16 protein-coding genes are annotated in these 22,026 nt (G+C 75.0%); 8 read left to right on the forward strand and 8 right to left on the reverse strand.

All coding sequences use genetic code 11. The annotated features are described in order from the left end of the window. Window positions 1–8 precede the first annotated feature (8 nt). From ACF08D_RS17350 to rfaE2, 4 genes are all read left to right on the forward strand, one after another. Window positions 9–974 carry a glycosyltransferase gene (locus tag ACF08D_RS17350; protein ID WP_392223471.1) on the forward strand — a complete coding sequence of 322 codons (966 nt, stop codon included), beginning with the start codon at window positions 9–11 and terminating at the stop codon, window positions 972–974. Beyond that, window positions 971–2,425 (forward strand): glycosyltransferase, encoded by a 1,455-nt coding sequence (locus tag ACF08D_RS17355; protein WP_392223472.1) that lies wholly within the window; start codon window positions 971–973, stop codon window positions 2,423–2,425. The genes ACF08D_RS17350 and ACF08D_RS17355 overlap by 4 nt, the downstream gene beginning before the upstream one ends. Window positions 2,426–2,516: 91 nt before the next feature. Further along, window positions 2,517–3,206, forward strand: a complete 690-nt coding sequence (locus tag ACF08D_RS17360) for an SIS domain-containing protein (RefSeq protein WP_392223473.1) — start codon at window positions 2,517–2,519, stop codon at window positions 3,204–3,206. Next, window positions 3,203–4,603: a D-glycero-beta-D-manno-heptose 1-phosphate adenylyltransferase gene (gene rfaE2 / locus ACF08D_RS17365; RefSeq protein WP_392223474.1), complete on the forward strand. Its 1,401-nt coding sequence runs from the start codon at window positions 3,203–3,205 to the stop codon at window positions 4,601–4,603. Before ACF08D_RS17360 ends, rfaE2 begins: the two co-directional genes overlap by 4 nt. Before the next feature lie 350 nt (window positions 4,604–4,953). Here rfaE2 and ACF08D_RS17370 read toward each other — a convergent pair whose 3' ends face one another. After that, on the reverse strand, window positions 4,954–6,354 hold the full coding sequence (locus ACF08D_RS17370; RefSeq protein ID WP_392223475.1) for an MFS transporter: 1,401 nt from the start codon (window positions 6,352–6,354) through the stop codon (window positions 4,954–4,956). 188 nt (window positions 6,355–6,542) lie between these two features. Here ACF08D_RS17370 and ACF08D_RS17375 point away from each other — a divergent pair, with 188 nt between their 5' ends. After that, window positions 6,543–7,271, forward strand: a complete 729-nt coding sequence (locus ACF08D_RS17375) for an SDR family oxidoreductase (protein ID WP_392223476.1) — start codon at window positions 6,543–6,545, stop codon at window positions 7,269–7,271. Here ACF08D_RS17375 and ACF08D_RS17380 read toward each other — a convergent pair whose 3' ends face one another. From ACF08D_RS17380 to ACF08D_RS17390, 3 genes are all read right to left on the reverse strand, one after another. Continuing rightward, entirely contained in the window at window positions 7,272–8,300 is a 1,029-nt protein-coding gene (locus ACF08D_RS17380) for a DNA topoisomerase IB (protein WP_392223477.1), read from the reverse strand. A 61-nt stretch (window positions 8,301–8,361) separates the two neighbouring features. Further along, on the reverse strand, window positions 8,362–10,731 hold the full coding sequence (locus tag ACF08D_RS17385) for a SpoIIE family protein phosphatase (RefSeq protein WP_392223478.1): 2,370 nt from the start codon (window positions 10,729–10,731) through the stop codon (window positions 8,362–8,364). Window positions 10,732–10,744: 13 nt separating this feature from the next. Beyond that, the gene (locus ACF08D_RS17390) at window positions 10,745–13,291 is read right to left on the reverse strand and encodes a SpoIIE family protein phosphatase (protein ID WP_392223480.1); all 2,547 of its coding nucleotides are present in this window, start codon (window positions 13,289–13,291) and stop codon (window positions 10,745–10,747) included. Window positions 13,292–13,459: 168 nt separating this feature from the next. Between ACF08D_RS17390 and ACF08D_RS17395 the strand changes: the two genes are divergently transcribed. Beyond that, window positions 13,460–14,395, forward strand: coding sequence for a MurR/RpiR family transcriptional regulator (locus ACF08D_RS17395; RefSeq protein ID WP_392223482.1), 936 nt, complete (start codon window positions 13,460–13,462; stop codon window positions 14,393–14,395). Window positions 14,396–14,682: 287 nt separating this feature from the next. On the opposite strand, the gene ACF08D_RS17400 is transcribed toward ACF08D_RS17395, so the two are convergent. Beyond that, entirely contained in the window at window positions 14,683–14,916 is a 234-nt protein-coding gene (locus ACF08D_RS17400; RefSeq protein WP_392223483.1) for a DUF5133 domain-containing protein, read from the reverse strand. Window positions 14,917–15,410: 494 nt separating this feature from the next. On the opposite strand from ACF08D_RS17400, the gene ACF08D_RS17405 reads away from it, so the two are divergent. Both ACF08D_RS17405 and ACF08D_RS17410 read left to right on the forward strand, forming a co-directional pair. Continuing rightward, entirely contained in the window at window positions 15,411–16,406 is a 996-nt protein-coding gene (locus ACF08D_RS17405) for a glycosyltransferase family 2 protein (protein WP_392223485.1), read from the forward strand. Window positions 16,407–16,420: 14 nt separating this feature from the next. Beyond that, window positions 16,421–16,864 carry a GtrA family protein gene (locus ACF08D_RS17410; RefSeq protein WP_392223486.1) on the forward strand — a complete coding sequence of 148 codons (444 nt, stop codon included), beginning with the start codon at window positions 16,421–16,423 and terminating at the stop codon, window positions 16,862–16,864. On the opposite strand, the gene ACF08D_RS17415 is transcribed toward ACF08D_RS17410, so the two are convergent. From ACF08D_RS17415 to ACF08D_RS17425, 3 genes are all read right to left on the reverse strand, one after another. After that, window positions 16,839–18,353 carry a DUF6056 family protein gene (locus ACF08D_RS17415; protein ID WP_392223487.1) on the reverse strand — a complete coding sequence of 505 codons (1,515 nt, stop codon included), beginning with the start codon at window positions 18,351–18,353 and terminating at the stop codon, window positions 16,839–16,841. The genes ACF08D_RS17410 and ACF08D_RS17415 overlap by 26 nt on opposite strands. A gap of 163 nt (window positions 18,354–18,516) precedes the next feature. Then, window positions 18,517–19,245 carry a class I SAM-dependent methyltransferase gene (locus tag ACF08D_RS17420; protein WP_392223488.1) on the reverse strand — a complete coding sequence of 243 codons (729 nt, stop codon included), beginning with the start codon at window positions 19,243–19,245 and terminating at the stop codon, window positions 18,517–18,519. Window positions 19,246–19,271: 26 nt separating this feature from the next. Next, window positions 19,272–21,968, reverse strand: a complete 2,697-nt coding sequence (locus ACF08D_RS17425; protein ID WP_392224088.1) for a SpoIIE family protein phosphatase — start codon at window positions 21,966–21,968, stop codon at window positions 19,272–19,274. Between the last annotated feature and the right edge of the window lie 58 nt (window positions 21,969–22,026).

Consider the following 22,026-nt stretch of genomic DNA (forward strand, 5'->3'; position numbering starts at 1 on the left):
GACGGCTGATGAACATCCTGCTGTGGCACGTGCACGGGTCCTGGACGACGGCGTTCGTCCAGGGACCCCACACCTACCTGGTGCCCGTCACCCCCGACCGGGGCCCGGACGGGCTGGGCCGGGCCCAGACCTTCACCTGGCCCGACTCGGTGCGCGAGGTGACACCCGAACAGCTGCGGGACACGCCGGTGGACCTGGTGGTCCTCCAGCGGCCCCACGAACGCGACCTGGCCGAGCGGTGGCTCGGCGGACGCCGGCCCGGCCGGGACGTCCCGGCGGTGTACCTCGAACACAACGCCCCCGACGGCGACGTCCCGCGCACCCGGCACCCGTACGCCGACCACGACGACCTGACGATCGTTCACGTCACTCATTTCAACCGGCTGTTCTGGGACAATGGCACCACCCGCACCGAGGTGGTCGAGCACGGCATCGTGGACCCCGGCCACCTCTACACCGGGCGTCTCGCCCGGGCGGCGGTCGTCGTCAACGAGCCGGTGCGGCGCGGCCGCCACACCGGGACGGACCTGCTGCCCGCCCTGTCCGAGGCCGCGCCGCTGGACGTCTTCGGCATGCGGACCGAGGGCCTCGCCGCCCACCTCGGCCTGTCCGGGGAGCGGTGCCGGAGTCACGAACTGCCGCAGCGCCACCTGCACGCGGCGATGGCGGAACGGCGGCTGTACCTGCACCCGATCCGCTGGACGTCGCTGGGCCTGTCGCTGCTGGAGGCCATGCACCTGGGCATGCCCGTCGTCGCGCTGGCCACGACCGAGGCCGTCGAGGCGGTCCCGCCGGGCGCCGGGACCCTCTCCACCCGGCCCGAGGTGCTGGCGCGGGCCGCCCGCCACTACTGCCACGAGCCGGAGGCCGCGGCCGAGGACGGCGCCCGCGCCCGTCAGGCGGCGCTCGAACGGTACGGGCTGAAGCGCTTCCTGGCCGACTGGGAGCGCGTGATGACGGAGGTGCGGTCATGACATCCCTCAACCCCCTGAACACCGGGCCCGGCCGCCGGCCCGCCGACACCGGGACGCTCGACGAGGCGCTCGGTGACACGCTCGACGCGACGCTCGCCGGCGGCGAGGTGGACGAAGTGCTGGGCGACCCGGTGCTGGGCGACCCGGTGCTGGGCGACCGGGCGCTGGGCGACCCGGTGCGCCTCCTGAACGGCGGCGGTCCCGGCGGCGCGGCGGCCGGCGGGCCCCGGCCGCTGTCCGTGGCGCTCGTCTCGGAGCACGCCAGCCCGCTCGCCGCACTCGGCGGCGTCGACGCGGGCGGCCAGAACGTGCACGTCGCCCGCCTCGCCGGCGCCCTCGCCGACCGCGGCCACCGCGTCACCGTCTACACCCGCCGCGACTCCCCCGACCTCCCCGACCGGGTGGAGCTGCGCCCCGGCGTCACGGTGCACCACGTCCCCGCCGGACCGCCCGAAGCCCTCCCCAAGGACCAGCTCCTCCCCCACATGGAGGACTTCGGCCTCTGGATGGCCCGGGAGTGGCGCACCGGCCCGGCCCCCGACCTGGTGCACTCGCACTACTGGATGTCCGGCCTGGCCTCCCTGCGGGCGACCCGCGAGGCCCGGCTGCCGCTCCTGCACACGTACCACGCCCTCGGCACGGTGAAGCGGCGCCACCAGAAGCAGGCCGACACCAGCCCGCCCGAACGCGTCGACCGCGAACGGGAGATCGGCCTGGGCTGCGACCGGATCATCGCCACCTGCCACGACGAGGTCGACGAACTGGGCCGGATGCGGATACCCGCCGCCAAGGTCGCCGTCGTGCCCTGCGGCGTGGACACCGAGCAGTTCAGCCCGCACGGCCCCGCCGCCGGCCGGGACGGGACCCACGCCCACCGGCTCCTCCAGCTCGGGCGCCTGGTGCCCCGCAAGGGCGCGGCCGTGTCCATCACGGCGCTCACCCGGCTCCCCGGCACCGAGCTGCTCATCGCGGGCGGCCCGCCGGCCCACCGGCTGGACGACGACCCGGAGGTCCGCCGGCTGCGGGAGATCGCCCGGCTCGCCGGGGTCGCCTCCCACGTCCGGTTCCTCGGCGCCGTACCGCCCGAGGAGGTGGCGCCGCTGCTGCGCGGCGCGGACGTGGTGCTCTGCCCGGCGGACTACGAGCCGTTCGGCATCGTGCCGCTGGAGGCCATGGCATGCGGGCGGCCCGTCGTCGCCAGCGCCGTGGGCGGACAGCTCGACACCGTGGACGACCCCGCGACCGGACGGCTCGTACCGGCCCGGGACCCCGACGCGCTGGCCCGCGCGGTGGGCGAACTCCTCGCCGACCCCGCCCAGCGCGCGGCGTGCGGGGCGGCCGGCCGCCGGCGGGTGCTGAGCCGGTACGGCTGGGCGCGCGTCGCGGCCGCCACCGAGAAGGAGTACGCCGCGGTGCTCGCCGCCCGGCCCGCCGTGACGGGCGCGGCCTGACCCCCCGTCCCGACCGACGACCACCGAAGGAGGTGCGGGCCCGGCCACCGCTCCCGTGTCCCACGCGGAGCACGCCGGACGCCCGGACGCCATGACCGATCCCCTCGCCCCTCCCCCCAGCCTCGAAGCGGCGCACGCCCACTGCCAGGCGCTCCAGGACGCGCTCGGCCGGTTCCGGCGCCACCACCTCGACCGGATCGCGGAGTGGGGCGGCCACCTCGCGGCCGTCCTGCCCGTCGGCGGCCGGCTGCTGGCCGCCGGCAACGGCGGCAGCGCCGCCCAGGCCCAGCACCTGACGGCCGAACTCGTCGGCCGCTACCAGCACGAGCGGCCCGCCTTCTCCGCCCTCGCCCTGCACGCCGAGACCTCCAGCGTCACCGCCATCGGCAACGACTACGGCTTCGACCACGTCTACGCCCGCCAGGTCGCCGCCCACGGCCGCCCCGGCGACGTCCTCCTGCTGCTGTCCACCTCCGGCCACAGCGCCAACCTGATCACCGCGGCGGTCACCGGGCGGCGGGCCGGGCTGCGGGTCTGGGCGCTCACCGGCCCGCGGCCCAACCCGCTCGCCGAGGCCGCCGACGAGGCGTGCTGCGTCGAGGCCGCGAGCACGGCGACCGTCCAGGAGACCCACCTGGTCGCCGTGCACACGCTGTGCGCGTTCTTCGACGCCGCGGTCGGCACGGCCGCCCCCAGCGCCACCGCCACCGGGCCGGCCGCCCGGCCCGCACGTGCGGCGGGCGCGGCAGCGCCCGTCGCGGTCCGACGGAGGATGCCATGAGCGAGTACAAGCCCCTGGTCGTCGTCGGTGACGTCCTCCTCGACGAGGACATCGAAGGCGTCTCCACCCGGCTGGCGCCCGACGCCCCCGCCCCGGTCGTCGACGTCACCGGCGACCAGCGCCGCCCCGGCGGTGCGGGCCTCGCCGCCGCCCTCGCCACCCGCGGCGGGCGGGACGTCGTCCTGGTCACCGCGCTCGGCGACGACCCGGCCAGCGACGCCGTACGCCGCGGCCTGCGCGGCCGGGTCCGGCTGGTCGAACTGCCGCTCAACGGGACCCTGCCGGTGAAGACCCGGGTCCTCGCCGGCGGCCGGCCCCTCGTACGGATCGACCGCGGCGGCGGCGACCCCGGCGAACCCGATGCGGCCGTGCGCGACACCCTCGAACAGGCCCACGCCGTGCTGGTCGCCGACTACGGCCGGCACACCGCGAGCGCGGTGCGCCAGCACCTGGCGGCCGTGGCGCCCAAGGTGCCCGTCGTCTGGGACCCGCACCTCAAGGGCGACACCCCCGTGCCCGGCGCGCGCATCGTCACCCCGAACGCCGCCGAGACCACCGCCCTGTGCCGCGGCGGCGACGACTCGCTGCGCGCCTTCGCGGAACGCGGCGCCGAGCTGGCCGAACGCTGGCGGGCGGCCGCCGTGGCCGTGACCCTCGGCGAGCGCGGCGTGCTCCTCACCCGGCCCGGCGCCTCGACCCCCATGCTGGTGCCCGCGCCCTACAAGGCGGCCGGGGACGCCTGCGGTGCCGGCGACTGCTTCGCCGCCGCGACCGCCGCCGCCCTCGCCGACGGCGCCCTGCCGGAGGAGGCCGTGCAGCGCGCGGTGGCCGAGTCCGCCGCGTTCGTCGCCGCGGGCGGCGCCGCGAACCCGTCCCTCTGGCGTACGCCGGTCACCATCGCGCCCCAGGACGTGCCCGAGACCGACCCCTTCGTACTGGCCGAACAGGTACGCGCCCGGGGCGGCACCGTGGTGGCGACGGGCGGCTGCTTCGACCTGCTGCACGCCGGGCACGTGGGCCTGATGGAGAGCGCCCGGCGCATCGGCGACTGCCTCATCGTGTGCGTGAACTCCGACGAGTCGGTCGAGCGGCTGAAGGGCCCCGGCCGCCCGCTGAACCCGCTGGTCGACCGGGTGCGGGTGCTCGCGGGCCTGGGCAGCGTGGACGCGGTCGCGGTGTTCGACGGGGACACGCCGTCGGAGCTGCTGAGCCGGCTGCGGCCGGACGTGTGGGTGAAGGGCGGCGACTACTCGGCGGAGGACCTCCCGGAGGCGGAGACCCTGCGCGCCTGGGGCGGCCAGGCGGTGGTGCTCCCGTACCTCGACGGCCGCTCCACGACGCTGCTGGCCCGCCGAGCCGCCGAAGCGGCCACCCCGATCCGCCCCCCGGGCCGCTGAGCCCTGGCGGGTTGGCACCCTCCACGGCCCGCAGTCGGCCGACGGCCGGGGTGGGGCCGTGCAGGGTCGCCCCCGCAGCGGTTGGCGGCGTCGCACGGTCACCGGACCGGTAGGGCAACCCGCCGACCGCGAGGAGGTGAGCCCGGAGGGGCCACACCCCCCACCCACCGGCACCGCCCCGGGGCGCACCCCAGGAACAGGCACCGCCCCGGGTGCGTTGTGCCCACCCGTTCCGCCCCAGCGGAACGAATGCCCACAACGGGGTGGGGACGCGCCGCACCGGCACCGTTGTGCCCACCCTCCCCCCCTCGCCCTGCGGGACGATTGCCCAGACGCGGGGGCACCCCGGGTCAGGCCGCCGTTGAGAGTGCCGGGGCCGGGCGGTGGGGGGCGAGCAGCAACGGTTCCGGCGCCCGGCGGCGGAGTACGTGGCCCGCCCCGATCGCGCACGCGATCAGCAGGCCGCCCGCCACCAGGGCGCCGCGCGCGCCGGCCAGTTCCATGAGGAGGCCCAGCGCCGGCGGGCCCGCGAGGCCCCAGCCGGTCTTGATGGTGCCCCAGACGCCCAGCACGCGGCCGCGCATCTCCGCCGGCGGGTCGGTCTGCAGGACGGTCGTCCCGGCGGTGTCGGACACCGACTCGACGACGGCCATGGGCAGCACGAGGACCAGCAGGACGGCCAGCGACGGGGAGAGCCCGGCGACGACCTGGAGCAGCGCGCCGGCGGCGGCCAGGGTGCCCACGAGGCGTACGGACGGCTTGCGCAGCCGCGCGCCGAGGACGGCGCCGACGATGCCGCCGGCGGCCAGGACGGTCGAGACCGTACCGAAGGAGCCCGCGCCCCCGGCGAGGGGGCCGGTGACGAGCACGGCGAGGGTCAGCCCGTAGTTGCGGCCGAAGATCGCGCTGATGCCGGTGATGCCCGCGAGGGCGAGCAGCCGGGGCCGGCGGGCGAAGAAGGCGAGGCCCTCGCGGACGGTCATGGCGTCGTCGCGGGTGGGCGCCGCGGAGGGGGCGGGCGCGCTGGTGAGGGGGCGCAGGAACGGGACGACGGCGGCGACGAACAGGAAGGACAGCCCGTTGGCGGCGTACGCGGCGCCGGTGCCGAACACGCCGACGGCCAGGCCGGCGAGGCCGGTGCCGGCGAGCCGTCCCGCGTTGCTGACGAGGGAGCCGACACCGATGGCGGACGGCACGTCCTCGGGGCGGACGAGGTCGTTGCCGAGCAGGGCGCAGGCGGGGCCGTCGACGGTGGCGATGAGGCCGGTGACGGCCGCGAGCGCCATGAGGACGCCCAGGTCGAGCTGGTCGAACGCGATGAGCAGGGCGGTGGTGAAGGCGACCGCGCCGAGCAGCGCCTGGCTGACGGCGGCGGTGAGTTTGCGGGGCCAGCGGTCGACGACGGCGCCGCCGAGGGCGCCCATGAGCAGGCCGGGCGCGGCCTGGACGGAGAGCGACAGGCCGGTCGCGGCGGCGGAGCCGGTGATCTGGAGGACGAGCAGGTTCTGCACGGTGAGCTGCATCCACGTACCGGCGTTGGACACCAGGTTCGCGACGGACCACCAGCGCATGCTGCGGTACGTCAGGGAGCGCCACGGGGAGTGGGGGGAGGAAGGAGACACAGTGGACCGGGGGACTCGGATGGCGGAACACGGCGGAGATGGGGGCTCTTGCTGCGCTGCACGGCCGGTCCACCGGTATCGGATCGCTGCCGCGGGCCTCGTGGGAGGCGTTCCGGCGGCGTCGACCATGGTGGCAGAAGGGGTGGGGGGAAGCGGCGCCTCGAGGGGGCCGACGACGGGTGGTTTCGGTGGCTGCGGGGGTGCTGAGCTGCGCTTTTCGTACTTCTGGTGCGCTTGCTCACAGTGACTGCCCGAGGTGCTTTCGGTAGTGGCGCAGGCCACAGTGGAGGTTCGGACCGAGAGAGAGGTGCGGTGGGATGGAGCTGCGGGGCAAGCAGGCGCTGGTGACCGGTGGGGCGCGGGGGCTGGGTGCCTCGATCACCCGGGCGCTGGCCGGTGCGGGCGCTTCGGTGCTGGTGGCGGACGTGCGCAAGGAGCTGGCGCGGGAGCTGTGCGAGGAGCTGGCGCAGGACGGGCGGGAGGCCCGGTTCGTGGAGCTGGACGTGCGGGACGCGCAGGCCGTGGCGGAGGTGTTCCAGGAGCTGGAGCGGGACGGCCAGGCGGTGGACGTCCTGGTGAACAACGCGGCCGTGGACGTGTCCAAGCCGATCGAGCACCTGACGGCCGACGAGGTGACCCGGGTGGTGTCGACGAACCTGCTGGGGCCGATGTACCTGTGCCTGGAGACGTACCGCCGGATGATCGCCCGGGGTGGCGGGCACATCGTGAACATCCTGTCCACGGCGTCGAACCGCACCTGGACGGAGGCGGGGCCCTACGCGGCGGGCAAATCGGGGCTGCGGGCGTTCACGCACACGCTGTTCAAGGAGGCGCAGCGGGACTGTCCGGGCATCGGGGTGACGGGGATCATCGCGGGCGGCATGGAGACGCCGTTCATCCTGGAGCGGTTCCCGGACGCGGACGTGTCGATGCTGCAGAGTCCGGACATCGTGGCGGACACGGTGCTGTACGCGTTGTCGGTGCCGGCGGGCAGCGCGGTGTCGGAGCTGGTGGTGGTGCCGCGCAAGGAGCCGTCCTGGCCGTGATCAGGCGGGGGGCTTCCCGGTGCGCAGCATGTGCAGGACGGCCCGTTCGGCGGGGCCCTGGGTGGCGGGGACGCCGTAGGCGCCCTCGTCGCCGAGGTGTGCGAGGGCGGGGGCGACGGTGACACCCTCCTCGTACAGCTCGACGATCCGGGGGTTGATGTAGGAGGCGCGGCAGACGGCGGCGGTGTTGCCGAGGTAGCCGGCGACTTCACGGGCGGCGCGGGCGATGGCGCGTTTGCGGGCGCTCTCGCTGCGGGCGACGGACTCGGACACGGCGAGGGCCACGGCGGCCATGACGGTGGCGTGCCAGGTGCGGAAGTCCTTGGCGCTGATCTCCAGGCCGGCGATCTCGCGGAGGTAGCCGTTGACGTCCTCGCCGGTGACGTCGCGCCAGTCGGGCCGGTCCCAGTAGGCGAGGAGCCGGTCTCCGCCGCCGCGCCGGCGCAGCAGGGCGGTGAGGGTGCGGCAGGCGGCGGGGTCGGCGACGGTCTGGACGATCTCCTTGCCGTGTTTGCCGTTGTACGTGAAGAGGACGGCGCCGCCCTGGCAGGCGGAGTGTTCGCGCAGCAGGGTGGTGAGGCCGTAGCTGTTGTTGAGTTCGGTGTAGCGGTCGCTGCCGATGCGGAAGAAGCCGAGGTCGAGGAGGCGTACGGCGGTGGCGAGGACGCGCCGGCGGCTGAGGCCGCGGTCGCCGAGGTGGCCCTCGACGGTCTCGCGCAGGGTGGGGAGGGCGTCGGCGACGTCGAGGACGTGGTCGTGCTTGGCCTGTTCCTGCTGGGCGCGGAACCGGGGGTGGTAGAGGTACTGGCGGCGTCCCGCGGTGTCGGTGCCGACGGCCTGGAGGTGGCCGTTGGGCCGGGTGCAGATCCACACGTCCTGCCAGGCCGGGGGGATGACGAGGGCTTTGATGCGGGCGATCTCGGCGGGGTCGCGCAGGGGTGCGCCGGTGGGGTCGAGGTAGCGGAAGCCCCGGCCGTGGCGCTTGCGGCGGTGGCCGGGGTCGGTGGGGCGGCTGTGGTGCAGGCGCAAGGTGACCTCCTCGTCTCCCGGCATGCGGGTCCCCGGCCGGTGCGCCGGCAAACGCGCGGGGTCAGGGCGGGAGCGCCTGTTCGGCCCAGATGGTCTTGCCGGTGGGGGTGTAGCGGGTGCCCCACTGCTGGGTCATCTGCGCGACGAGGAACAGTCCCCGGCCGCCCTCGTCGTCGCTGCCGGCGCGCCGGAGGTTGGGCGAGGTGTGGCCGGTGTCGGAGACCTCGCAGATCAGGGTGCGGTCGCGGATGAGCCGCAGCTGGACGGGGCCGGAGGTGTAGCGGATGGCGTTGGTGACGAGTTCGCTGACGACGAGTTCGGTGGTGAAGGAGAGTTCGCCGTCGAGGCCCCAGGCGTCGACCTGTCCGGTGGCCAGGTCGCGGGCGCGGCCGACGACTTCGGGGTCGTCGGGCAGGTCCCAGGCGGCGACCTCGTCGCTGTCGAGGGTGCGGGTGCGGACGAGGAGGAGCGCGGCGTCGTCGTCGACGCGGCCGGGCAGCAGGGTGGAGACGATGTCGTCGCTGAGGTCGTCGAGGGGGCGCCGGTGGTCGGCGAGGATGCCGTGCAGGGCGTCGAGTTCGGCGTCGCGGTCGCGGCCCCGGCCCTGGACGAGGCCGTCGGTGAACAGGGCGAGGAGGCTGTGGTCGGGGAGGGTGAACTCGGCGCTCTCGAAGGGCAGTCCGCCCAGGCCGAGCGGGGGTCCGGCGGGGATGTCGGGGCTGCTGACCTCGCCGGTGAGGGGGTCGACGAGGACGGGCAGCGGGTTGCCGGCGCGGGCCATGCTGCACCGTCCGGTGACGGGGTCGTAGACGGCGTACAGGCAGGTGACCCCGAGGGTGGCGTCGTCGTCGCCGGCCTCGACGGCGGACTGTTCGTGGGCGTCCTGGGTGATGAGTTCGTCGAGGCGGGTGAGGAGTTCGTCGGGCGGCAGGTCGAGCCGGGCGAGGGCCCGGACGCTGGTGCGCAGCCGGCCCATGGTGGCGGCGGCGCGGACGCCGTGGCCGACGACGTCGCCGACGACGAGGCCGACGCGGGTGCCGGACAGGGCGATCACGTCGTACCAGTCGCCGCCGACTCCGGCGCTGCTGTCGGCGGGGAGGTAGCGGTGGGCGACGTCGACGCCGCTGAGCCGGGGCAGGTGGCGGGGCAGCAGGCTGCGCTGGAGGGTGAGGGCGGCGGCGTGTTCGCGGGTGTAGCGGCGGGCGTTGTCGACGCACACGGCGGCGCGGGCGGCGAGTTCGTCGGCGAGGGGCAGGTCGGCGGAGTCGAACGCGTCGGGGTTGCGGTCGCGGGTGAAGGTGATCACGCCGAGGGGCGTGCCGCCGGTGAGCAGGGGGACGGCGAGCCGGGAGTGGGGGCCGCCGGCCCGGGTGGAGGCGTCGAGGACGGCGTGTCCGGCGGTGAGGCAGCGGGCCTGGAGGGAGTCCGGGTCGGGTGCGGCGGGCCGGGGGGCGGTCTCGGGGGCGGGGCCCTGCCAGAGGCGTACGAGCCGGGCGGCGCCGGTGCCGGGGGCGGGTTGCTCCCCTTCCAGGACGACGTCGACGAGGTCGACGGTGAGGCCGTCGGCGAACCGGGGCACGGCCACGGAGGACAGCTCCTGGGCGGTGCGTCTCATGTCGAGGGAGGTGCCGAGGCGCTCGCCGGCGCGGACGAGGAGGTCGAGGCGCTGCTGGGCGAGGTAGCGGTCGGTGATGTCGACGGCTTCCTCGCAGACGCCGAGGACGCGGCCGTCGGCGTCCTGGAGGCGGTAGTAGGAGCAGGACCAGACGTGGTCGTGGTCGGGGTCGATGGGCGGGCGGCCCCGGAAGTGGAGGCCGATGATGGGCTCCCCGGTGGCGATCACCTGCCGCATGGCCTCCGCGAGGGTGGTGGGGCCGCCCTCGTCGAGGACCTGGCCCTGGGTGACCATCTCGTCGGGGCCGAGGCCGTCGAACCGGAAGGCGCCCATCTCGCGGTAGAGGGCGTGGTTGGTCCAGACGACGCGCTGGTCGGTGTCGTAGATGGCGAGGTCGACGGGCGACTGGGTGGCCAGGCCCCGCAGCATCGACTGGAGGGCCTCCCAGCGTTCGGTCTCGTCGGCGTCGGCGACGATCAGGAGCCGGGCGGGCGCGGCGCCGGTGTGGGAGAGCGGGAGGGTGGCGGTCGCCACGCGGACGATGCGGCCGTCCCGGTGGCGCATGTGGACCACCTTGCGGCGGGCCTGCGCGGCCCCGGGGACGGGGCTGGCCATGGAGTACTCGCCGGGGCGCTCGACGATGAGGGCGCCGATGGGCCGGCCCACCGCCTCCTCGGGCGGGTAGCCCAGCAGAACCTGGGCCGCCGGTCCCCAGCCCACGACTGTTCCGTCGGCGTCCAGGACGGCCGTGGCCGCTTTCGTGACGTCGAGGGGGCCGCGGAAGTCGGCACCCTCGGCCGCGTGCACCGCGCTCATGGCACCTGCCTTCTTACGTCTCCCCATCGTCGGTCGGCGCACCGCGGGGCACAACCGCGCCGGGGCCGCGGGGCCCGGAGCGGGGGTGGCGGGCGGCGAGGAGCAGGGCGATGTCGTCGGGCCGGTCGCCGCTGGGCATGGCCTCGCGGATGAGGCGTTCGGCGGCGTCGGCGAGTGGGCATCCGCCGACGCGGGACAGGGCGCCGCGGAGCCGTTCGATGCCCTGGTCGATGTCGGTTCCGGGCTGTTCGACGAGGCCGTCGGTGTAGAGGGCGAGGAGGTCGCCGGGGGCGAGGGTCAGGGTGGTGACGGGGTAGGTCGCGCCGGGGTCGACGCCGAGGACGACGCCGCCGGGGAGATCGAGGACCTCGGTTGTGCCGTCCGGGTGACGCAGCAGGGGCTGGAGGTGTCCGGCGCGTACGGCCCGGGTGAGGCCGGTGGTGGTGTCGAGGACGATGTAGCAGCAGGTGGCGAACTGGCCGGCGTCGAGGTCGATGAGCAGCCGGTTGGTGCCGCTCAGCACCTCCTCGGGGTCGTGGCCGCTGAGGGCGAAGGCGCGTACGGCGCTGCGGAGCTGGCCCATGGTGGCGGCGGCGGCGACGCCGTGGCCCTGGACGTCGCCGATGACGAGGGCGATGCCGCGGCCGGTGTCGATGACGTCGTACCAGTCGCCGCCGACCTCCATGCCCTGGGTGCCGGGGAGGTAGCGGCCCGCGGTGTCGACGTCGTCGAGGCGGGGCAGCCGGTGCGGCAGCAGGGCGTCCTGGAGGCCGCGGGCGAGGGCGGCCTCGGAGTCGTAGCGCCGGGCGCGTTCGAGGGCCTGGGCGATCAGTCCGGCGAGCGCGGTGAGGACGGTGCGTTCCTCGGGGCTGAAGCCGCGGGGCTGGTCGAAGCCGAGGATGCAGGAGCCGACGGGGCGGCCGGAGGCGATCAGCGGCAGGAAGGCGCGGGCGCCGACGTGGGCGTCCATGGGGATGCCGGGGTAGGCGGCGGCGAGCCGCTGCATGGACTCGAAGAAGATGGGCCGGCCGGTGGTGAGGGTCTCGACGCCGGGGAGCCGGGCGTCGAGGCCGACGCCGTCGAAGCGGTCGAGGAAGCCCTGGGGGAAGCCGGTCTCCCAGGCGAGGTGGAGCTGGCGTTCGGTGAGGAGGTAGATCGCGAGTTGCCGGCCGCCGAAGGCGGGGAGCAGTTCCTCGGTGACGACGGCGGACACCTGGCGGGCGGTGACGGCCTCGGTGAGGGCGATGGCGAGGGCGACGGGGCGGTAGAGCACGGAGGCGCGGTCGGCCGGGGAGCCGAGTCCGGCGCCGGGGGCGGCGACGGAGCCGGGGGTGTAGGCGGGGTGCTCGGCGGGCGAGAGGATCATGGTGAGGCCCTCGTGGCCGGGGTGGAGGGCCACCGACAGCCAGGTGTCGGCGTCGTCGCGCTGGGCCAGGAAGTGGACGGGTTCGTCGGCGAGCAGGGCGGCGCGGAAGCTGTCCTCGTACGCGGGCCGTCCGAACCAGGGCAGGGCGTCCCAGAGGCCGCGCCCGATGAGGTCGGGGCGGCCCCGGCCGAGGAGGGTCTCGGCGGTGCGGCTGACGAAGACGAGGCGGCCGAGCCGGTCGAGGGAGCAGACGCCGTCGGTGAGCCGGTCGGCGGCGGTGGCGACGACGGGTCCGGCGCCCGGCTCGACCAGGGAGCCGTGCAGCCCGTCCGGGCCGCCGGACACCTCCATGAGACAGGGGCGGCCGTCGGCGGCGCGCAGCCAGATGCGGCGGGTGAGGGGGCGGCCGGCGTCGGCGACCTGGCGGGCGACCGCCCACAGGCCGTAGGTGTCCTCGGGGGCGAGGAGGCCCGCGAGGGCGTCGAGGCCGGCGGGCCGGTCCGGCTCGGGCTCCGGGGCGGGGCCGGGCTCGGGCCCGGGCTCGGCGGCCGCGGCGGGCGGGGCGCCGGGGCCGAGGATCAGGGACAGCGCGTCGTCCATGGTGACGGCGCCGGTGCCGGGGTCCCAGTCGAGGTGGCCGGTCCGCACGGGCGGGGTGAAGCGGGTGGGGAGCTGGACGCCCACGGGCGGGGCGTCCCAGCCGACGGGGGTGCCGTGCGCGTCCAGTGCGGCGAGCCGGGCGCCGAGGCGCTGCGCGGCCTGCCGGATGCGGCGGCGGTCGGCCTGGCCGACGCGGCGGCCGGGGGTGGCGTTGCGGAGGGCGACGAGTACGCCGTAGGAGGCGCCGTCGTGGGTGACCGGCTGGTACAGCGAGCCGAAGGGGAACGGGAGCCCGGCCATGAGCTGGGGGAAGCGCCGCATGGCCTCCTCGGCGTCGGCGAGGTGGACGGCCCGGCCGGTGCGGAAGGAGGCGGCGACCGGGAAGGGCCGGTTGATGTGCATGCGCCACCAGGGGCGGTACAGGGAGGCGGGCAGCCCGGCGAGGGCGGCGAGCCGCAGCAGTCCGGGCTCGGTGGCGCGCAGGTAGACGCCGCCCGCGAAGCCGCCGGTGGCCTCGACGGCGTCCACCGTGGCGCGGGCGAGTTCCCGGGGCAGTACGTCCGGCCCGCCGTGGTCGTGCGCTTTGCCTGGCATGTTCCGGCCTCACTCAGCGGGGTCCCGGCGCCGTGCCGGTGCGGCGCGGTGCCGGGGCACACAGCCAGGATGCTCCGAAGCGGCCGCGTCGCGCACATCGGTGGCCCGGGAGGGGCCGGGCGGGTTGAGCTATGTTGTGCGCAACCGGGACGAGAAGGAGGCACACCGGTGCCATCAGGGCAGCAGGCACGCGCGCAGGCGGCTGCGATCACGCCGGGTGAGCCGTCCTCCCGGCAGGAGCGGTCGTCGTCCTCCGTGCCCGTGGACCGGGTCATGGCGCTCTTCGGCGGTCACCGGCTGTCGCCCGCCCAGCGGCGCATCGCGCAGTACATGATCGACCATCTGACCGAGGCGGCGTTCCTGTCGATCACGGACCTCGCGGAGCGGGTGGGGGTGAGCCAGCCGTCGGTGACGCGGTTCGCGACGTCGCTGGGGTACAGCGGCTTCCCCGCGCTGCGGGAGGCTCTCCAGCCGATCGCGCTCAGCGCGGTGGCGGGGACGCCGGAGACCCGGGAGGAGATCCGGCGCAACGAGCTGCAGGCGGCCATCGACGCCGAGATCGAGAACCTGGAGCAGCTGCGCCGGGTCCTGGCCGATCCGGAGCGAATCCTCGACGTGGGGCGCGAGTTGGCCACTTCTGTGCCCTTGACGGTGCTGGGCCTGCGTATCTCGGTGTCGCTCGCGGAGTACTTCGCGTACGCGGCCCGGCGCATCCATCCCGATGTGCGGCTGGTGACCCGCGGCGGCAGCGTCGCCTATGACGCGCTGCTGCAGTCGCGGGAGGCGGGCGGGACGTGGGTGCTGGCGTTCGCGATGCCGCGGCACGCCCACGAGACGCTGTCGGCGATGCGGGCGGCCCGGCGGGCGGGGCTGCGCATCGCGCTGATCACGGATCTGACGCTGGGGCCGCTGGTGGAGGAGGCGGACGTGTCGCTGACCGCCGGGACCGGGTCGCGGCTGGTGTTCGACTCGTACGCGGCGCCGGGGGTGCTGTCGGCGTCGGTGCTCCAGGCGATGGCGGACGCCAACCCGGAGCGGACCCAGCTCCGGCTGGAGGGGTACGAGCAGGCGGCCGAGCAGCACAACTTCTTCCTGGAGGACTGAGCCGCCCGGAACGGTGCGGGGACCGTTTGGCCAGGGCGTTTTCAGCCGTTTTCACGCGTCACCAAGCATGAAATTTTTCATGCGCTTGCTTACTCGACGGTAAATATATTTACTGCTCGGACACCCCCGGTGGAACGCCCCGGGGGACCAGACAGAACACCGTCGTGACGGCGCTCCCTCCTCGCGTCGCCCCCCGGTGTTTTGGCCGGGCGCTCCGCACTCCCCGCGGACACCCGTGGCGGCCCCGGTCAACCCCTGGGCCGGGGCCGCCGAAATCCCTCTTCCGGTCAGCCGGCCGGGACCGCGGTCGCCACGGCCGCGGAGGCCGTCGCGGAGACGGAGGCGGTGGCCGCTCCGGCGGTGGCCGCGAGCCGGGCGCGCGCCGCGGCGAGGGCCTGGTCCAGCTGCCGCGTACCGGTGGTCACGCAGAGCGTGTACGTGACATCGTCGAGCCGTCGTTTCAGGTCGGGCGCGAGGGCCAGCCCCTGGGAGGCGGTGCACAGGGATTCGTAACGGGCCACGAGCTCACGAAGCACTGCGGGATGCGCCAACAGCATGAACGTACCTGCCTTTCCCACGCCACGAAGCAAGGAGAGAGGGGACGCCGGAGCCTTCGACGGGCCGGCCTCCCCGGGACCGGGCGATGCGCCGGTCCCCGAACCGGGTCGCCCTCCCGCACAAGCATGTGCCCACGCTCTCCGGTCCTCACACGACATTGTGATGCAACCGTGACGGTTTCGCGCAGCGTGGGAAGAAGGGGCGGGTTGGGGGGAGAAAGGGGGACTGTGCACCCTCGTCGTGACACCGGCATGTGCGCCGCCATCCGCCCCTGAGGCGGAGTCACCCGACTGGACGGCGTGGGGCGGTGCGCGAGCCGCCGCCGCGCTCCACTGGCTGGACGGGGCGAAGTCCAGCGCCGCGCCAGGCAACCCCGGTGGCCCCGGGGCCATCCTCCCTGAGCGGCGGCCCGAACTCCCGGACGCCGCCCGCACACCAGTGCCCGGAGTGAGCAGCCATGGTCCACATGTCGGTCGTCGTCCCCTGCTTCGACGAGAGCGAGGTGATCGACGTCTTCCACACCGCCCTGATCGCGGCCCTCGACCCCACCGGGGTGTCCTTCGAGGTCTGCTACGTCGACGACGGCAGCGGCGACCGGACGATGGACCACCTGCGGGCGCTGGCCGCCACCGACGGGCGGGTGCGCTACACCTCTTTCAGCCGGAACTTCGGCAAGGAGTCCGCGCTGCTGGCGGGCATGCGGATGTCCCGGGGCGAGGTGGTGGTCCTGATGGACGCCGACCTCCAGCACCCCCCGGCGCTGCTCCCCCGCATGCTGGAGCTGCACCGGCACGGCTACGACCAGGTGATCGCCCAGCGGGACCGTACCGGCGAGGGAGCGGTGCGCTCCGCCGTCAGCCGTGCCTACTACCGGCTGGTGCGCCGCTTCATGGACGTCGAGATCGCCGACGGGGCGGGCGACTTCCGGCTGCTGTCCCGGCGCGCGGTCGACTCCCTGCTGTCGCTGCCGGAGAGCAACCGCTTCTCCAAGGGGCTGTTCTCCTGGATCGGCTTCGACACCGTCAGCTTCACCTACCAGAACGTGGAGCGGGCCGCCGGGCGGTCCAAGTGGGGCGGGCGGCGGCTGCTCAACTACGGCATCGACGGGCTGCTGTCGTTCAACAGCCGGCCGCTGCGGCTGGCGATCCACACCGGCCTGTGGCTGTTCCTCTCCGCGCTCCTCTACGCGCTGTGGATCATCGCCAACGCCCTCCTCGACGGGGTGGACACCCCTGGCTACGCGACGCTGATCACCGCCGTCGTGGCGCTCAGCGGCATCCAGCTCGCCACGCTCGGCGTCATCGGCGAGTACGTCGGCCGGATCTACCACGAGGCGAAGCGCCGGCCGCACTACGTGGTGCGCGAGACGGAGCGCTCGGCGGCCGTCCGCCACCACCACGACGCCGGCGGCACCCCGCTCGAACCCGCGGGGCGGGCACGGCACGAGCGGTGAGACTCCCGGCCCGCGTGCGGACGCCCGCCGTCCGCCAGTTCGTCACCTTCGCCGCCATCGGCCTGGCCAACACCGCCGTGTACTACGCGGTGTACGCCTCGCTGAACATCTGGATGCCCTACCTCGCGGCCCATGTCATCGGCTACGGCGTGAGCGTCACCGGCTCGTTCCTGCTCAACTCGTACGTCACGCTGCGCACCCGGCCGACCTGGCGGGCCTTCGCCCGCTATCCGCTGTCCGGCGCGGCCAATGTGGTGGGCAGCGGGATCCTGCTGCACCTCGCCGTCAGCAGGCTCGGGATGGACGAGAACCTCGCGGCCCTCGCCGCCGGCCTGCTGGTGACCCCGCTGTCGTTCCTCCTCGCCCGCTGGGCGATCGTCTCCGGGGCGGCCGCCACGCGCGCGTCGCGGCGGCCGCCCGGCGAGGACCGGGTCAGGGAAGGCGCGTCCCGCGAGTGACCTTGTCCAGGTGGTAGTAGTCGGCGACGCACTGCGCCGGCCAGATCCGGGTGCCGTTCGCGCTGAACGGCTCCAGCATCCCGCTCACCGACACCGGCGTGTACGGGAGGACCTTCGCTCCCCCGGCCGCCCCCTCCCGCAGCCACTGGTCCTGCCGGTCCCACTTCTGCGCCCGTACGCGCATGTCGTGGCCCAGCTCGTACAGCGGGCCCGCCAGGCCCAGGACGGTCACCGCGCACACCGCGGCGGCCAGCCCGGTCACCGCGCCCGTCCGCACCCCGCGCACCCGGAGCGCCCGCCCGAGGAGCGCCCCGGCGCCCACCAGGAGCAGCACCAGGAGCAGCAGGTAGTCGTTCCAGGTGCGCTCCGCCGTGACCACCCGGGGGCCGAAGACCGGGTAGGTGATGACCGTGCACAGATAGCCGGAGACGAGGAACGCGGCGGCGCCCAGACCGGTCAGCAGCAGCGGCCGGCACGGCAGCAGGACCCCCCGGCCCCGGCGGGCACCGTCCGGCGCGGCGAGCAGGCCGAGGATCACCCCGGCCGCGAGGGCGCCGGCGTACTGCCAGGTGGTGAGGACGGTCTCCAGGATGCGGACGTACGCCTTCAGGGAGGCGATCAGCGACTCGGGGGCCAGCAGGGAGGTGGTCTCGGCGCCGAACCGCTCGCGCCGGTTGCGCGAACCGGGTGAGGTGACCAGGACGAGGGTGCCGGCGGCGACGCCGGCCATGCCGGTGAGCGCCCAGATCCGGGCGTATCCGCGGACCCGCTCGGTGAAGAGCAGGTGGGCGCAGAGGACGACGCCGGACAGCACCACCAGGGCCACCACCGACGCCTCTTCGGACAGGGTGCCCATGAAGACGCCGGCGAGCGCGACCACGGCGAGGGCGGTGATCCGGCCGCGCCGGCCGCGGGCGCGCAGCAGCGGGAGGGCGGCGGCGCAGGCGAGGACGGGCGCGAGGGTGTGGGAGACGGACGCGGCGGGCCAGAAGAAGGTCTTGTACGTGTTCGGCGTGGCGAACAGGAAGACCGCCGTGACCATCGCCGCGACCAGCAGCGGCACCCCGCGCGGCACGGTGCGGCCGGTACGGCGCACCAGGAGCGCCGTCAGCGCCCAGAGGAGGCCGAGCACGAGGACGCCGCTGACGGCGCCGTACCACTGGTGCCCGGCGACGGGGAACTTCGCGTACAGCCCGACCAGGAGGCCGTTGCCGACGCGCCCGTTGTCGGTGAAGTAGAACTTGCCGACCAGGCCCGAGATGCCCTCGTCGCGCACGACGGGCAGGAAGCACCACTCGTCGGCGCTGGGGCGGACGTACCGGCCGAGGACGGAGGCGGCGGCGAGCAGGCCGAGGGGCAGCAGGGCGAGTCCGGTCCACACGGTGGCCCGGCGCGTCGTCCCGCGCGGGCCGCCGCCCTGCTCCGGGCCGGGCCCGGGGGCCTCGCCCGGGTCCGGTGGGACGGTGACACGCGATGCGCCGACGGCCATGTCTTCTTCACTGCCTCTCGGAAAGACCACTGGTACGCCACCGAAGAGGTGATTCGGGCCGGTGCCGTTGTCCGCGCGCGTGCCCGGATTCGCCGCACCGCGGACCGGTTTCCCACTCGACCGCCCCGGCGGGGGCTCCGCAACCGGCCGTCGCCCACCCGGCTCAACGGCGCGTCGCGGTCACCAGCCGGCAGCGGGGCGCCCCGCCGGAGTCGCGGCCGAACTCCTCCAGCGGGTCGAGGCGCACGGTGAACCCGGCCCGGGACAGCTCCGCGTGGACGTCGGCGAGGCGGAAGGTGCGGTAGTACATCACGAACGGGGGCCGCCACAGGGCGTTGCGGACCCGCATGGCGGTGTCGAACGCCCACAGCTGCCAGTAGGGCGCGGAGCCGACCCGGGGCGGGGCGGGCAGCGGGAAGACGAACCGGCCGCCGGGCACCAGCGCCCGGTGCACCCCGGCGAACAGGGCGGGCCGTTCGGCGGGCAGGAAGTGGCCGAAGGCGCCGAAGCTGACGGCGAGGTCGAAGGAGGCGCGGAAGGGCAGGGCGCGGGCGTCGGCGCGCACCCAGTGCGTCTCGGGCCTTCCGGGGGCCGGCGGGTGCGCGGTGCGGGCGCGGGCGAGCATGCCGGCGCTGAAGTCGACGCCGGTGACCCGCTCCCGGCACAGCGCGCGCAGCAGGCCGGTCCCGGCGCCGGTGCCGCAGCACACGTCGAGCCCGGCGCGGAACGGCCCGTACGGGCGCAGCGCGCCGGCGACGGCGTCGAGCACCCGGTCGGGCGTGCGGTAGGGGGTGTGGTCGAACTTCGGGGCCAGCAGGTCGTAGCCGCCCCGGGTGGAGGAGAGGGCCTGGGCGGCCAGTTCGCGGAGCGTCGGGCCGTGCGGGGAGAACAAGGGGGTTACTCCTGGTGGGGCCGGTGTCAGAGGATTCCGGCGTTGAACACGTCGAACGGGAGGGCGGTGCCGGTGTCGCCGCCCCCGGCGCCGGGGAGCGGCAGTTCGGCCCAGATGACCTTGCCTTGCGCGGTGTAGCGGGTGCCCCAGCGTTCGGCGAGCTGGGCGACGAGGAACAGGCCCCGGCCGCCCTCGTCGGTGGTGGCGGCGTACCGCAGGTGCGGTGAGGTGCTGTTGGTGTCGGCGACCTCGCAGGTGAGGCCCCGGTCGTAGAGCAGGCGGACCCTGACGGGGGCCGATCCGTAGCGGATGGCGTTGGTGATCAGCTCGCTGAGGATCAGCTCGGCGGCGAAGGACAGCTCGTCCAGGCCCCACTCGGCGAGTTTGCGCACGGCGGCGGAGCGGATGCCGCCGACGGCCTCGGGGTGGAAGGGCACGTCCCAGTCGGCGACGCGGTCGGCGCCCAGGGCGCGGGTGCGGGCGACCAGGAGCGCCACGTCGTCCTTGGGGTGGGCGGGCAGGAGTTCGTCGAGCACGAGCCGGCAGCGGTCGTCGGGGGTGGCGGCGGGGCGGCCCAGGGCGGTGCGCAGCAGTTCGATGCCGACGTCGATGTCGCGGGTGCGGTCCTCGATCAGCCCGTCGGTGTAGAAGACGATGTGGCTGCCCTCGGCGAGTTCCAGCTCCCGGGTCTCGAAGGGTATGCCGCCGAGGCCGAGGGGCGGGCCGGCCGGGAGGTCGGGGAACTCGACGTCGCCGCCGGGGTGGATCAGCGCGGGCAGCGGGTGTCCGGCGCGGGCCATGGAGCAGCGCCGGGACACCGGGTCGTAGACGGCGTACAGGCAGGTGGCGCCGGTCATTCCGGCGCCGCCGCCCGCGTCGTCCTCGTCCTCGTCCTGGTCGATGCGGCCGACGAGGTCGTCGAGGCGGCCGAGGAGTTCGTCGGGGGGCAGGTCGAGGGTGGAGAAGTTGTGCACGGCGGTGCGCAGCCGGCCCATGGTGGCGGCGGCGTGCAGGCCGTGGCCGACGACGTCGCCGACGACGAGGGCGACGCGGCTGCCGGGCAGGGGGATGACGTCGAACCAGTCGCCGCCGACGCCGGACTGGGCGGGCAGGTAGCGGTGGGCGACCTCCAGGGCGCTCTGCTCGGGCAGGGCCCGGGGCAGCAGGCTGCGCTGGAGGGTGACGGCCATGGCGTGCTCGCGGGTGTAGCGGCGGGCGTTGTCGATGCAGACGGCGGCGCGGGCGACGAGTTCCTCGGCCAGTTCGAGGTCCTCCTCCTCGAAGGGCTCCGGCTTCTCGGAGCGCCAGAAGTTGGCGACGCCGAGGACGACGCCGCGCGCCTTGAGGGGGACGGCGATCAGGGAGTGGATGCCGTACGCGACGATCCGGCCGGCCCGCTCGGGGTCCTGGGCCTGCCAGCCGAGGGCCTCGGACAGGTGCGGGACCAGTTCGGCCCGGCCGCTGCCGAAGCCGCGCGCCTGGGGGGTGGAGGGGACGAAGCCGATCATCTTGCCGCGCGGGTAGAGGGGGTGGTCGTCGCGGATGCCGGCGACGGCGGTGCGGCGCATGTCGGCGGCGGTGCCGGTGGGTTCCTCGCCGCGCAGGACGGGGTCGGCGAGGTCGACGGTGACGTAGTCGGCGAAGCGCTGGACGGTGACCTCGGCGAGTTCCTCGGCGGTACGGACGACGTCGAGGCTGGTGCCGATGCCGACGCCGGCGTCGTACAGCAGGTTGAGCCGCCGCCGGGCGCCCTCGGCGCGGCCGGTGAGGGAGCGCAGCTCGGTGGTGTCGCGGATGGTGGCGACGGTGCCGGCGGGGCCGCCGTGGCGGTCGGTGTGGCGCTGGTTGACGGCGAGCAGCCGGTCGGCCGCGGGGACGACCTCGTCGGTGGCGACGCGGCCGGAGCAGAGCAGCTCGGCCATGCCGGGGTCCAGGCCGGGCAGTTCCCGGATGCTGCGGCCCTCGGCGTCGGGCGGCAGCTGGAGGAGGCGTTCGGCCTCGTCGTTGGCGAGAAGGAGCCTGCCGTCGCCGCCGACGATGACGACGCCCTCGCGCACGGCGTGCAGGACGGCGTCGTGGTGTTCGTACACCCGGGTCATCTCCGTGGGGCCGAGGCCGTGCGTCTGGCGGCGCAGCCGGCGGGCGACCAGGGCGGTGCCGGCGGTGGCGACCGCGAGGCCGGCGGCGCTGGTGGCGAGGATGACCGGCAGCTGGCGGTTGACGACGCCGGTGACGTTGCGGACCTCCAGCCCGGCCGAGACCAGGCCGATGACGCGTCCGTCCGAGCCTTCGACGGGGACGATGGCCTGGACCTCCTCGCCGAGGGGGCCGTCGACGCTCTCGACGGTGACCTCGCCGTCGAGGGAGGGCTCGATGGTGCCGACGAACCGGCCGCCGATCCGGTCGGGCTGGGGGTGGGTGTAGCGGATGCCGTTGGTGTCCATCACGACGAGGAAGTCGACGCCGGCCTGCTTGCGGGCCTCCTCGGTGAGCGGCTGGAGGACCCGGGTGGGGTTCGGGTCGTTCTCCAGGACGTCCTCCAGGCCCGGGGAGTGGGCGAAGGTCTCGGCGACCGCGACGGACCGGTTGCGGGCCTCGCGGTCGCTGTCGCCGCGGGACTGGAGGAGGAGCGCGAGGACGGCGCCGAGCACCAGGAGCACGACGAGGGCCACTTGCAGGACGAAGACCTGTCCCGCGACACTCCGTGGGAGCCTCTCGGCCAGGGACCGAACCGAGGCGCCGCGGAACCGGTCGAAGAAGTGGACCACGTTCCCCTTTCTA

This window comes from Streptomyces sp. NPDC015131 (genome assembly GCF_043079975.1).
Lineage (GTDB): Bacteria > Actinomycetota > Actinomycetes > Streptomycetales > Streptomycetaceae > Streptomyces.

Excerpts from the sequence above, each read along its gene's own strand:
- ACF08D_RS17390 (WP_392223480.1), bottom strand. The coding sequence starts at position 13,291 with ATGCCAGGCAAAGCGCACGACCACGGCGGGCCGGACGTACTGCCCCGG.
- rfaE2 (WP_392223474.1), top strand. The coding sequence starts at position 3,203 with ATGAGCGAGTACAAGCCCCTGGTCGTCGTCGGTGACGTCCTCCTCGAC.
- ACF08D_RS17405 (WP_392223485.1), top strand. The coding sequence starts at position 15,411 with ATGGTCCACATGTCGGTCGTCGTCCCCTGCTTCGACGAGAGCGAGGTG.
- ACF08D_RS17355 (WP_392223472.1), top strand. The coding sequence starts at position 971 with ATGACATCCCTCAACCCCCTGAACACCGGGCCCGGCCGCCGGCCCGCC.
- ACF08D_RS17360 (WP_392223473.1), top strand. The coding sequence starts at position 2,517 with ATGACCGATCCCCTCGCCCCTCCCCCCAGCCTCGAAGCGGCGCACGCC.
- ACF08D_RS17385 (WP_392223478.1), bottom strand. The coding sequence starts at position 10,731 with ATGAGCGCGGTGCACGCGGCCGAGGGTGCCGACTTCCGCGGCCCCCTC.
- ACF08D_RS17375 (WP_392223476.1), top strand. The coding sequence starts at position 6,543 with ATGGAGCTGCGGGGCAAGCAGGCGCTGGTGACCGGTGGGGCGCGGGGG.
- ACF08D_RS17415 (WP_392223487.1), bottom strand. The coding sequence starts at position 18,353 with ATGGCCGTCGGCGCATCGCGTGTCACCGTCCCACCGGACCCGGGCGAG.
- ACF08D_RS17370 (WP_392223475.1), bottom strand. The coding sequence starts at position 6,354 with ATGGTCGACGCCGCCGGAACGCCTCCCACGAGGCCCGCGGCAGCGATC.
- ACF08D_RS17350 (WP_392223471.1), top strand. The coding sequence starts at position 9 with ATGAACATCCTGCTGTGGCACGTGCACGGGTCCTGGACGACGGCGTTC.